This is a genomic window from Bradyrhizobium sp. ORS 375, assembly GCF_000239775.1.
In the GTDB taxonomy this organism is placed as follows: domain Bacteria; phylum Pseudomonadota; class Alphaproteobacteria; order Rhizobiales; family Xanthobacteraceae; genus Bradyrhizobium.
Map to the genome: position 1 here is coordinate 1 of NZ_CAFI01000236.1, position 11,867 is coordinate 11,867.

Sequence of the window (11,867 nt, forward strand, 5' to 3'; positions counted from 1 at the left end):
CGCGCGATCCGCGAGACCGGTGCCGTGAAAGGGCTTGCGCACATCACCGGCGGCGGCTTCACCGACAACATTCCGCGCGTTCTGCCGAAGCATCTCGGCGTCTCGATCGACCTGACGCATCTGCCGGTGCTGCCGGTGTTCAAATGGCTGGCCGAGCAGGGCGGCATCGCCGAGCGCGAGCTCTTGCGCACCTTCAATTGCGGGATCGGCATGATCGTGATCGTCAAGGCCGACGCGGTCGAGGCCGTCACCGAGGTGTTCAAGGCCAATGGCGAGCATGTCGCGCGGCTCGGCGAGGTCGTCGCCGCCGCGGGCGAGGAGCGCGTGATCTACACCGGCGCCCTCGATCTGGCGCTGTGAGACGGGCAAGCCGATGAAGCGCCGCGTCGCGATCCTGATTTCCGGCCGTGGATCCAACATGGCCGCGCTGATCCGCGCGGCGGCGGCACCGGATTTCCCGGCCGAGATCGCGGTGGTGATCTCCAACCGCGCCGATGCCGCCGGCCTGCAGAAGGCGGCGGAGAGCGGCGTCGCCGTCGAGGTCATCGAAAGCAAGCCGTTCGGCAAGGACCGCGCGGGCTTCGAGGCGAAGCTGCAGGCGGCGCTCGATGCGCGCGGCATCGAGCTGATCTGCCTGGCCGGCTTCATGCGGCTGTTCACCGCCGAGTTCGTGCAACGCTGGTATGGCCGGATGCTGAATATCCATCCCTCGCTGCTGCCGTCGTTTCCCGGCCTCGATCCGCACGGCCAGGCGCTGCGTGCCGGCGTCAAGCTGTCCGGTGCGACGGTGCATTTCGTCATCCCGGAAACGGATGCGGGTCCGATCGTGATGCAGGGCGCCGTCGTGGTCAGGGACGACGATACGCCGGACGCGCTGTCGGAGCGCATTCTCGGCGTCGAGCACCGCATCTATCCTGAAGCGCTGAAGCTGCTGGCGAGGGATCAGGTGCGGCTGGAAGGCGATCTCTGCCGGACGAAGGCTGCGGAGCAGGCGGACCAGGTGATGATCTGGCCGATGGTCTCGTAGTTGCTCTAAGTTTCGTCTGTTGGACTCCAACTAATATGGTTCTCTCCGCACAGACGGTCGTGCGTAGCTTAATCCAGCCTGCTGTCGGACAAAAAAATCCCCGGCAGGGCCGGGGGCACATCAAGGGCTGACGAAGTCTAATCATCCGCGCGGCGTTGGTGTTGCGCGAACTTCGTTGTCGAGAACGGCGCGGTCAACACGCCGTGCGCCGGGGCGCCTCAAGAGAGCTTGAGGTTCTCAGCCGACGTCTTCCCGCGGCTTTCCACCAGATCGTATTCGATCGCCTGGTTCTCGTTGAGCGTGGTGAGTCCTGCACGCTCGACGGCCGAGATGTGGACGAACACGTCCTTGTCTCCGCCGGTCGGTTTGATGAAGCCATACCCCTTGGTCGGGTTGAACCATTTCACGCTGCCTTTGTGGGTCGGCATCGCTGTCTCCTCGTCTAGACGAAAAAAAGACGCGGCCACGCTCATCGCGTGCCACGCCACAAACGGGCTTCCCGGGATCTGCTCTATTTCCGTAGCTACGAAACGCACAGTCGAACGGCCAATCCGATTGTGCCGGAGATTGCAACACGATTTTCCGGCGATATCAAGTTTGGCAAACTGATGAGAACGCGTCGCGGAGTCGCGGACGCGAGCGCTGCTGCAGCTGCGAGGCTGTGGCGGTGGAACCACAAGGCCCTGCAGTGCGGCGGCGCGGCGGCAATCCTGATTGACCGGAGCAGGGAACTCAGGGCAAATCGTCGCAGAATGTTTTAAGCGTATTTGAACGAGGCGGGCGGGCATCGATGCGCGGGGCATGCCGATCAGGAAGAGGTGAGCGGTCGCGCAGCCGTGCCGTCGCGATCCTGCTCGTCTCAGCGGGCGGGGCTGTTGCGTCCCCCTCTAATGCCGCCGAGCCAGTCACCCTGCCGAGCATCACAGCGAGCCCGACGCCAACGCCGTCACCCAGCCCCGTTCCGGGCGCGATCAGTTCCGATCTCTCGTCCGGCCGCTCGGCGCTCGATCTCGGGTCGCAGTTCCTGCAGCGGCTGGGTCGTGAAGCGACCTCTGGCGGCGGCCGATTGTTGCGCAGCAATCCTGGCGGCGGCGGCGCGTCGGAGGCAACCGAGCAGCCGCGTTATCGCAGCTGGGGCGAAGCCTATGGTGTGGCGGCGCGGTCCGATGCGCAAGGCGATTTCGTCGGCGACAAGAGAACGACGTGGGGTGGTGTCGCCGGTATCGGCATGCGCCTGGCGCCCGGCGTCAACGTCGGCCTGTCGGTTGATCAGAGCCGGACCCTGGTCGACGTGCCGCTGGCGCTGCAGTCGGCGACGCTGGATCTGACGCAGCTCGGCTTCAACGCCTCGGTCGACCACGGACCCTGGACCTGGGCGTTGGCCATCGTGCATGGCGCGGGCGGCATCAATGCGCGCCGCGACACCGTTCTCGGAGCTACGCGCTCAGTCTATGGGGCTCATCTCACGGGCGTGCTGACCGAGCTCGACTATTACTGGAGCCTCGGGGAGAGTCGCGTGGTTCCGAAGCTCGCCTTCGAATATGTCCGCGCCAGCACCGCGGCGTTCCAGGAAACCGGCGGTCTCGATCCGCTGTCGGTCAGCGGCACCTCGCTCGAGCGCGGCCGTGTTCTGGCGGGCGCCGAGATCGGTCGCTATTTCATCGTCGACGGCAAGATCCTCGACGTCTCGGCCTACGGCAAGTTCGTCGACAATTTCACGCAAAATCTCGGCGCCGTGACCGTCAGCCTCGGCGCACAGAGCATCACGCTTCAGGGACTCGGCGAAGGGCGCTATGGCGCCGATACCGGTGCGGCGCTGTCGTTGTCGCTCAGCAGCACGGCGCGCCTCTACTTGAACTACGACGCCAAGCTCCGCTCCGCGCTGCAGTCGCATCAGGGCACGTTTGGCGTCGAGCTGAAATGGTAGCCGATCAGACCGGCTTGGGCGCGACGTAGCCGCCGAAACCGACCACGTCTCGCGAGTTGCTCATCAGCGGCACCAGATCCAACGGATGGATGAACTCGTCGCGGAAGCAGGCATGAATCTTCGCATCGAAGATGTGCTTCAGCCACTCGATCACGACCTTGTGCCGGTCGGAGTTGCGGAACTCCTTGTGATAGGTCAGCCACAGATCCATGTGGTAGTTGACGCCGAGATCGACCGGAACCAGCGGTGCGCCCAGCGCGATCACCGACGTCGGCAGGAATCCGACCCCCGCGCCGCGCTCGACGGCGTATAGCACGGCGACGCTCGAATTGGTGGAGATGCCGACGATGCCCTCGAGTGAATCCAGTCCGAGGATGCGCGCATAGCCGCTCTCGTCGAGCTGCACGCCGTGCTGCTTGATAATGCGATGGTTCCTGAGGTCCGCCAGCGATGACGGCACGCCATGAGCATCACGATAGGCTTCAGAGACGAAGCCGAAGATGTGCAGCCGACCGAGCTTGGTGACGATCACGTCCGGGTTGGTCGGCCGTTCGAACTGTATCGAGATGTCCGCCTCGAGGCGCGAGACGTCCGCCTGTTGCATCGCGCAGCTCAGGTCGACCGTGATCTTGCGGTAGGTGCGCTGGAAATCGATCAGCCGCGGCAGGATCCAGAAATTGCCCGGGCCTTCCGTCACCGCCACGCGCACCGATCCGCGCGCCTCGGTCGAGAGCGCGGCGCGACGGAAGATGTTGAAGCTCAGCCGTTCCATCTGCTCGACGTCGAACAACAGCGCGCGCCCTTCGTCGCTGAGCGACAGCCCGGACTGATCGCGGAGGAAGAGCTTGCATCCGAGCTCGTGCTCGAGACGGTCGATCTTGCGCATCAGAGTGGTGCCGGTGAGGCCAAGAACATCTGCGGCGTTCCTGAAGCTCTGGTGCCGCGTACAAAGCAGAAATGCTCTTAAATCTTCCCATGAAGCATTAAGCGTTTCGTCAGATTTCCCGCGCTGCGTAGATGCAGCACCCCGATGCAAATGTTGCCGCATACACTCAAGCCCCGACTAGTATGATGACGTCATCAAAGCCAAGCTGGAAACATAGATGCAGAAACAGCAGCGCGGAAGTACTGAATTTTCAGATCGACATCAGCTCGACGCATTGCCGCGGACTCATCTGATCACGGCGCAAGCCGTGACACCCGAACGGCTCGGAGAGCTCGCTTCGCTGGCGCGGCGGGAAATTCCGGGCGTGCGCGCGTCCGAGCACGAGCTTGCCGAATTCTTGCGGTACGATCCAGAGTCAATCTTCGTGCTCTGCCACGGCAGCAGGCTGCTGGGCGGCGTCGCGTTCCTTTATTTGAACTCGGCCGGTCTCGATGCGCTGCTTCTGGATGATTTCAATTTGAACGATCCGCCGCGCAGATACCTGGCACGGCCCGATGAAGAAGCGTCCGCGATCTATGTCTGGGCGCTGGTGGCGCAGGGGCGCGGCGCGATCGGGCTCGGCAATGTCGCGGAAGCGCTGCGCGGACCGCGATACCGGGCCGCCGATTATTACGCGCAACCCTCGAGCTCCGAAGGGCGGGCCTTTCTCGGCGCGCTGGGCTTCACGCCTCTCGCAAGCTTTCAGCCGGATCTCTGGTGGTATCAGCGACCGTGGAACCGGCTGCCCGAGATGATCGCCCCCCCGATTCAATCAACGACAAATTTAGTAAAAGGGAGTCTTGCAGATGCACGGCATTAGTTCAGCCCGGATGGCGAAATCGAATCCACGCGCGATCACGGTGCGCATCGCGCGCGATCCGAACGATCTGATGCTCGTGACCGCAATCCGCTCGGCAGTGTATCTGACTGAGCAGGATTGCCCGATGGAGGAGGAGTTCGACGGCAACGATCTCGTCGCGGCGCACTTCATAGGCTTCGTCGGCAAGGAGCCGGCCGGATGCGTGCGCGTGCGCTTCTTCGGCGAGTTCGCCAAGGTCGAGCGGCTCGCGGTCCGCCACCAGTATCGCCGGTCGCGGCTGTCGTTCAAGCTGGTGCGCGAGGCGCTCGATTACTGCAGGCGCAAGGGCTTCAAGAAGGCCTATGGACATGCGCAGGATCGCCTGGTCGACTTCTGGGCGCATTTCGGCGCCAAGCCGCTTGGCCACAATCGCAAGCTCACCTTCTCCGACTTCTCCTACACGGAGATGGTGCTGGATCTCGAGCCGTGCGACGACGCGATTACGCTCGACAGCGATCCCTACATGATCATCCGTCCCGAGGGCGACTGGGATCGGCCCGGCGTGCTCGACCTTTCGGCCGGCCGGCCGGCGTCCTCGCCCCTGCGTGACTTTGCTGCAGCCAGGCCATGATGTCGAACCGCGATCTGTTCGGCGGCAGCGAGACGGATCCGCCGGTCCTGATGTGCGCCGACCTGCAGTGCGAGTATCTTGCTGAGGGACGCAAGCATCTGATCGCCGACGGCGACGTCATCATGGCCCGCTGCCGGCAGCTGATCGCGCTCTGGCGTGACAATCTCTGGCCGGTCGTCCATCTCAAGCGGATCGCGCAGGCGGCCTGGTTCAACCCGGCCTCCAACCTGACGAACTGGCTCGACGACTTCAAGCCGAGGCCCGGCGAGATCGCCTTCGAGCATCCGCTGCCGTCGGCTTACAGCTCGGCGCGGTTCGCCGACTACATGTCGAACATGCGCAGCATTCGCTGCGTCGTGCTCGGCTTCTCGCTCGACGAGACCATTCTGTGCACGGTCGTCGACGGGTTCCATCGCAGTCATCGCTATCAGGTGATCGGGGATGCGGTGGCCTGCCGCAAGGCGTGTGCCGGCGACGCCGCCTCGTATAAACAGGTCGTGACCCGGGTGATCGGCAATTTCGCGGGCGTCGTCGATAGCGCCGAACTGATCGGCGCCAGCGGTCGGCTCGCGGTGTGAGCACGGCCGCGGCCGTCGGCTCACCGTGCGGCAAGCCGTTCGGCCAGCTCGATCAACATGCGCCGGTCTGACGGAGCGATGATCTTGTTGAATGCAACCACAAGGCGAAGAGCCTCCACGACGTGCAAATCAACAGGATTTTCGCTCAGCAGCCGCAGCAGCTTCTGTTCTGGCGGTTCGCAATCGTCTTTGCTCACGCGGCAGCTCCAGGAACGAGAACGCGATATGACCCGAGAGGAAGAGCTCAGACAGCTGGCGAGCAGCCTCCAGGCGGCCATTGCGAAAGCGCGCCAGCTCGACTTGCCGACCAGCGCCTACATCCTCTCGTTGGCCTTGGTCGAGGTGTCCCAGACAATAGAGGCAGAGTTGAGGGGGCAGGCCGGCTCCGAATGACGTTCGCAGCTTGGGCGCTCCGCGGCGAACCGACAATCAACTGGGTCAACTCACGGGATGACGTGCTGCTCATGCTTTGCACGTGATACGCGTAGTTCTGCTGATCAGATAGTTCCGCCGGGCAACAGTCTGTCCTGATTTTAGTATCGGAGGTAATTAGTTGCCGTAATGACGGTCAGGGCCTGTCGACCCTGACCACGCGGCCCTTGTCGATGGCCAGCGCGAGCTTGCCGTGCTTCAGGGCCAGCGCGGCCTCGCCGAACAGCTCGCGGCGCCAGCCCTGCAGCGCGGCGACGTCGGCGTGGTCGTCGGCGGCGATCTGCTCGAGATCGTCGACGGTGGCGATCACCTTGCTGGCGACGGCGTGACGCTCCGAGGTCATGCGCAGCAGGACCTTCAGCAGTTCGACGATCGCAGCCCCGTTCGAATTGTTGCGCGGCTTTTCCAGCTTGGGCAGCGCGGCGAGATCGCGGGCGAGGCCGCGCTGCACGGCGGCGACGATGTCGGAACCCCATTTGGAGCGCTCGAACCCCTTGGGCAGCGAGCGCAGATTGCCGAGCTTCTCGATCGTCGTCGGGGCGTGCGTGGCGATGTCGCCGACCGCGTCGTCCTTCATCACGCGGCTGCGCGGCACGTCACGGCTCTGCGCTTCCTGCTCGCGCCAGGCGGCGACCTCGATCAGAACAGCCAGTTCCTTCGGCTTGCGGACGCGGGTCTTCAGCCGTTCCCAGGCACGCTCCGGGTGGAAGTCGTAGGTCTTGGGCGAGGTCAGGATCTCCATCTCCTCGCTGACCCAGTCGCTGCGCCCGCGCTTCTTCAGATCGGCATCGAGCGCGGCGAACACGTCGCGCAGATGGGTGACGTCGGCCTCGGCGTAGTGCGCCTGCTCCTTCGTCAGCGGCCGGCGCGACCAGTCGGTGAAGCGGTGGGTCTTGTCGGGGCGGTGACCGGTGATGCGTTCGACCAGCTGGTCGTAGGCGATGCTGTCGCCGTACCCCAGCACCATCGCGGCGACCTGGGTATCGAAGATCGGGTGCGGCACGATGCCGGCGCGGTGCCAGATGATCTCGATGTCCTGGCGGGCGGCGTGGAAGACCTTCAGGACCTTCTCATTGCCCATCAGCTCGAAGAAGGCCTTCAGATCGATCCCTTCCGCGAGCGCGTCGATCACCACAGCCTCGTCGGCGCTCGCCATCTGCACGACGCAGAGCAGGGGGTAGTAGGTGGTCTCGCGCAGGAACTCGGTATCGACGGTGATGACCGGGTGTTTTGCGAGGCGGTCGCAGGCGGCCGCGAGATCCGCGGTGGTGGTGATCAAGTCCATGAACGATCCATGACGAGGCACTTACGCCGTCGTCCGAAAACGCTGACAAGTCAAGGGTGTCGGCAAAGGGTACGGGACGAAATTCGTCCCCGCTTGTCGGCCCAAACCGGCCGGAACGCAAGCGCCGGTGTCTCAGCTGATCGCTCTATGGTTGACGGTGCCGGCCAGATGGCCGGTCCGCATAGGCCGCTCAGTGATGCCGGACGCGGCCCGAGGGCCGGCGCGCGGACGGAACGGCGAGCACGATCAGGCACAGCGCGATCATCGCCAGACCCATGAATTCGAACACCAGCGCGTCCACCTTCGCGACCTCCCCGACATGTTGGCTCAACTTGTCGGGGCTGCGTTGATCGTTTCTTAAGGACCGCGGCGCTGTCCGGGCGATGGTGGACGGGGAGTTAAGATCGCGTGTCAGGTGCCGCAGAAGGTCTGCAGCACGCGCTCCTCGGGCTGCGGCGGCTCGGCATAAGCAGCCTTGTCGGGCTGGTCCTCATAGGGCTTTGCCAGCACCGCATGCAGCTCCTCGAATGGGGCGTAGTCGTTGTTCTCGACCGCGGCGGTGATCATCGCCTCGATGCGATGGTTGCGCGGAATGAAGGCTGGATTGACCCCGCGCATCGCCTCACGCCGCTCGGCCGGCGTCTGCGGTTCCGCCGCCAGCCGCTGCTGCCAGCGCTTCGCCCATTCATCGAAACCTGCGGGATCCTCGAACAGGGCACGGACCTCGCCGAGATCGCCGCTGCCCGCCGCGTCGCTGAGCCTGCGAAAGGTCAGGGTGAAATCCGCCTTGGCCTCGGCCATGGCGTCGAACAGCGCCTGCGCCAGCGGCTGGTCGCCGTCCGCCTGTGTGAACAGGCCGAGCTTGCGGCGCAGCCCTGCCTGATGCGCTTCCGTGAACTGGGAGGCAAAGCCGTCGAGCGCGGCCTCGGCCTGCTTGATCGCCTGGTCCTTGTCGGCATCGAACAGCGGCAACAGGCATTCGGCCAGCCGCGTCAGGTTCCACAGCGCGATGCGCGGCTGGTTGGCGAAGGCGTAGCGGCCGAACTCGTCGATCGAGGAGAACACCTGCTTGGGGTCGTAGGCGTCCATGAAGGCGCAGGGGCCGTAATCGATGGTTTCACCGGACACGGAGGTGTTGTCGGTGTTCATGACCCCATGAATGAAGCCGACCAGCAGCCAGTCGGCGATCAGCCTTGCCTGCCGGCTGATGACCGCGTCGAGCAGGGCGTGATAGGGCCGCTCGGTGCCGGCCAGCTCCGGATAATGCCGGCCGATGACGTGGTCGGCGAGCCGGCGCACCGCCTCGACGTCCTGGCGCGCGGCGAAATACTGGAACGTGCCGACCCGGATGTGGCTGGTCGCGACCCGCGTCAGGACGGCGCCGGGTAGCGCGAGGCCGCGATAGACCTGCTCGCCGGTGACGACTGCGGCCAGCGAGCGCGTCGTCGGAATGCGAAGGGCCGCCATCGCCTCGCTGACGATGTATTCGCGCAGCACGGGCCCGAGCGCCGCCCGGCCGTCGCCGCGGCGGGAGAACGGGGTCGGGCCGGAGCCCTTGAGCTGGATGTCGCGGCGGACGCCGTTCCTGTCGACGACCTCGCCGAGCAGCACCGCCCGGCCGTCGCCGAGCTGCGGCACGAAGTGCCCGAACTGGTGGCCGGCATAGGCCATCGCGAGCGGCTCGGCGCCCTCCGGCACAGTCTTGCCGGCCAGGATCTCGGCGCCTTCAGGCGTCTCCAGCTCGGCGGGATTGAGGCCCAGCTCCTCGGCCAGCGGCCGGTTCAGCTTGATCAGGCGGGGTGCTGCGACGGGCGTCGGCGCCACCCGGGCAAAGAAATTGTCCGGCAGGGTGGCGTAGGAGTTCTGGAAGGGGAAATGCACGGTCATACCTCCCAAGATAAGCGCGAGAACGCCGCTTTTCGAGCCCAAACGGCGGCCAGATGAGCGTTTCAGCGCCAGCTCAATTCGGCGGCAGCTGCAGCGGTTGCAATGGCAGCGGCGGCCGTCCGGCCCGTGAGGCGGAAAAGGCGTTCCTGCGGTTGCCGCGCCGGGGCGGCTCGGCTAAACCCTGCGCGCATTCGGCCATGCGCCCTTCACGGCTGCGCCGATTCCCTTTTCCTCACGCCGACCATTCAGGACGACCATGCATCGCTACCGGACCCATACCTGCGGCGCGCTCCGCGACAGCAACATCGGAGAGACGGTCCGGCTGTCCGGCTGGTGCCATCGCATCCGCGACCATGGCGGCGTGCTGTTCGTCGACCTGCGCGACCATTACGGCATCACCCAATGCGTCGTCGATCCCGACTCCAAGGCGTTCAGCCTGGCCGAGAAGCTGCGCTCCGAGTGGGTCGTGCGCATGGAAGGCAAGGTCCGCCGTCGCCCCGAGGGCACCGAGAACCCGGAGCTGCCGACCGGCCAGGTCGAGCTCTACGTCGCCGACATTGAGGTGCTGGGCCCCGCGGCCGAGCTGCCGCTGCCGGTGTTCGGTGAGCAGGACTACCCCGAGGACATCCGGCTGAAGTACCGCTTCCTCGACCTGCGCCGCGACAGGCTGCACCAGAACATCATGACCCGCGGCGCGATCATCGATTCCATGCGCCGGCGCATGACGGAGCAGGGCTTCTTCGAATTCCAGACGCCGATCCTGACCGCGTCCTCGCCGGAGGGCGCGCGCGACTTCCTGGTGCCGTCGCGCATCCACCCCGGCAAGTTCTACGCGCTGCCGCAGGCGCCGCAGCAGTACAAGCAGCTGCTGATGATGAGCGGCTTCGACCGCTACTTCCAGATCGCGCCGTGCTTCCGCGACGAGGACCCGCGCGCCGACCGTCTGCCCGGCGAGTTCTATCAGCTCGACGTCGAGATGAGCTTCGTCGAGCAGGAGGACGTGTTCGCGGCGATGGAGCCGGTCATCACCGGCGTGTTCGAGGATTTTGCCAAGGGCAAGCCGGTCACCAAGGGCTGGCCGCGCATTCCGTTCGCCGAAGCGCTGCGCAAATACGGCACCGACAAGCCCGACCTGCGCAATCCGCTTGAGATGCAGGACGTCTCCGAGCATTTCCGCGGCTCGGGCTTCAAGGTGTTCGCGCGCATGCTCGAGGACCCCAAAAACCAGGTCTGGGCGATCCCCGCACCGGGCGGCGGCAGCCGTGCGTTCTGCGACCGCATGAACTCGTGGGCGCAAGGCGAAGGCCAGCCCGGCCTCGGCTACATCATGTGGCGCAAGACCCTTCCTGTTGGACTCGTCGACGCGAAACTATTCGACAAATTGCCGCAAGAGAAGCAGGCCGAATACTTCGAGAAGCATGGGATTCTCGAAGGTGCTGGCCCACTCGCTAACAATATTGGACCGGAACGAACCGAAGCTATTCGGCAAGCCTTGAATCTCAAAGATGGCGATGCCGCCTTCTTCGTCGCCGGCGATCCCGACAAGTTCTGGAAGTTCGCGGGCCTTGCCCGCACCAAGGTCGGCGAGGAATTGAACCTGATCGACAAGGACCGCTTCGCGCTGGCCTGGATCGTCGACTTCCCGATGTACGAGTACAACGAGGACGACAAGAAGGTCGACTTCTCGCACAACCCGTTCTCGATGCCGCAGGGCGGCCTCGAGGCGCTGCAGACGAAGGACCCGCTGACCATCAAGGCGTTCCAGTACGACATCGCCTGCAACGGCTACGAGATCGCCTCCGGCGGCATCCGCAACCACAAGCCGGAAGCGATGGTGAAGGCGTTCGAGATTGCGGGCTATGGCGAGCAGGAGGTGGTCGACCGCTTCGGCGGCATGTACCGCGCCTTCCAATACGGCGCCCCGCCGCATGGCGGCATGGCCGCCGGCGTCGACCGCATCGTGATGCTGCTCTGTGGCACCACCAATCTGCGCGAGATCTCGCTGTTCCCGATGAACCAGCAGGCCATGGACCTCCTGATGGGCGCGCCCTCGGAAGCCTCGACCAAGCAGCTCCGCGAGCTGCACATCAGGACCAACCTGCCGAACAAGTAGGTCGCGACAGCGACTGCGTGTAGCCCGGATGAGCGCAGCGACATCCGGGCTACGAACGATCGAGATAAGGCGGGCAAAGCCGCCGCGGCTCATTCATCCCCGTGACTCCACCGAGTAGGTCCGCTCTCGTCACGGTTCCGTCGCCAGAACGTCCGCTTTGGTCAGTCGAATTCTCCCGCTGGGATGCGGGAGGAGGGACATGGCGTCGACCCGCCGCGGGTGTGCAACGGGCCAGGACAATGAGGCCCATAAGGTCGCCCATG

General features: G+C 64.9%; 12 protein-coding genes. 7 read left to right on the forward strand and 5 right to left on the reverse strand.

All coding sequences use genetic code 11. The annotated features are described in order from the left end of the window. Positions 1 to 360 (forward strand): AIR synthase-related protein (locus tag BRAO375_RS18840; RefSeq protein WP_244423218.1); only part of this gene is annotated, 360 nt, incomplete at its 5' end. A gap of 13 nt (positions 361 to 373) precedes the next feature. Continuing rightward, a complete protein-coding gene (purN, locus tag BRAO375_RS18845) occupies positions 374 to 1,027 on the forward strand; it encodes a phosphoribosylglycinamide formyltransferase (RefSeq protein ID WP_009029050.1) in 654 nt (217 codons plus the stop codon). A gap of 218 nt (positions 1,028 to 1,245) precedes the next feature. Here the strand turns inward: purN and BRAO375_RS18850 are convergent, their stop codons facing one another. Beyond that, positions 1,246 to 1,455, reverse strand: a complete 210-nt coding sequence (locus BRAO375_RS18850; protein ID WP_006613451.1) for a cold-shock protein — start codon at positions 1,453 to 1,455, stop codon at positions 1,246 to 1,248. Positions 1,456 to 1,817: 362 nt separating this feature from the next. Between BRAO375_RS18850 and BRAO375_RS18855 the strand changes: the two genes are divergently transcribed. Continuing rightward, the gene (locus tag BRAO375_RS18855) at positions 1,818 to 2,954 is read left to right on the forward strand and encodes an autotransporter outer membrane beta-barrel domain-containing protein (protein ID WP_009029052.1); all 1,137 of its coding nucleotides are present in this window, start codon (positions 1,818 to 1,820) and stop codon (positions 2,952 to 2,954) included. A 4-nt stretch (positions 2,955 to 2,958) separates the two neighbouring features. Here BRAO375_RS18855 and BRAO375_RS18860 read toward each other — a convergent pair whose 3' ends face one another. Then, on the reverse strand, positions 2,959 to 4,002 hold the full coding sequence (locus BRAO375_RS18860) for a LysR family transcriptional regulator (RefSeq protein ID WP_035641107.1): 1,044 nt from the start codon (positions 4,000 to 4,002) through the stop codon (positions 2,959 to 2,961). A 55-nt stretch (positions 4,003 to 4,057) separates the two neighbouring features. Here BRAO375_RS18860 and BRAO375_RS18865 point away from each other — a divergent pair, with 55 nt between their 5' ends. Genes BRAO375_RS18865 through BRAO375_RS18875 form a run of 3 tightly spaced genes read left to right on the forward strand, consistent with a single transcriptional unit; the run spans position 4,058 to position 5,887 of the window. Continuing rightward, positions 4,058 to 4,699, forward strand: coding sequence for a hypothetical protein (locus BRAO375_RS18865; RefSeq protein WP_009029054.1), 642 nt, complete (start codon positions 4,058 to 4,060; stop codon positions 4,697 to 4,699). Continuing rightward, complete coding sequence (locus BRAO375_RS18870) at positions 4,686 to 5,309, forward strand: GNAT family N-acetyltransferase (protein ID WP_009029055.1); 624 nt, start codon at positions 4,686 to 4,688, stop codon at positions 5,307 to 5,309. Before BRAO375_RS18865 ends, BRAO375_RS18870 begins: the two co-directional genes overlap by 14 nt. Continuing rightward, on the forward strand, positions 5,306 to 5,887 hold the full coding sequence (locus tag BRAO375_RS18875; protein ID WP_009029056.1) for an isochorismatase family protein: 582 nt from the start codon (positions 5,306 to 5,308) through the stop codon (positions 5,885 to 5,887). The genes BRAO375_RS18870 and BRAO375_RS18875 overlap by 4 nt, the downstream gene beginning before the upstream one ends. A 20-nt stretch (positions 5,888 to 5,907) precedes the next feature. Here the strand turns inward: BRAO375_RS18875 and BRAO375_RS38100 are convergent, their stop codons facing one another. The 3 genes from BRAO375_RS38100 to BRAO375_RS18885 all read right to left on the reverse strand — a co-directional run bounded on the left by BRAO375_RS38100 (position 5,908) and on the right by BRAO375_RS18885 (position 9,491). Further along, on the reverse strand, positions 5,908 to 6,084 hold the full coding sequence (locus tag BRAO375_RS38100; RefSeq protein WP_175345339.1) for a hypothetical protein: 177 nt from the start codon (positions 6,082 to 6,084) through the stop codon (positions 5,908 to 5,910). Between the two features lie 371 nt (positions 6,085 to 6,455). Continuing rightward, positions 6,456 to 7,604, reverse strand: a complete 1,149-nt coding sequence (gene rnd, locus BRAO375_RS18880; protein ID WP_009029057.1) for a ribonuclease D — start codon at positions 7,602 to 7,604, stop codon at positions 6,456 to 6,458. Between the two features lie 411 nt (positions 7,605 to 8,015). Then, a complete protein-coding gene (locus BRAO375_RS18885; protein ID WP_009029059.1) occupies positions 8,016 to 9,491 on the reverse strand; it encodes a protein adenylyltransferase SelO in 1,476 nt (491 codons plus the stop codon). A 256-nt stretch (positions 9,492 to 9,747) separates the two neighbouring features. On the opposite strand from BRAO375_RS18885, the gene aspS reads away from it, so the two are divergent. Further along, a complete protein-coding gene (gene aspS / locus BRAO375_RS18890) occupies positions 9,748 to 11,604 on the forward strand; it encodes an aspartate--tRNA ligase (protein ID WP_009029060.1) in 1,857 nt (618 codons plus the stop codon). Positions 11,605 to 11,867: the final 263 nt, after the last annotated feature.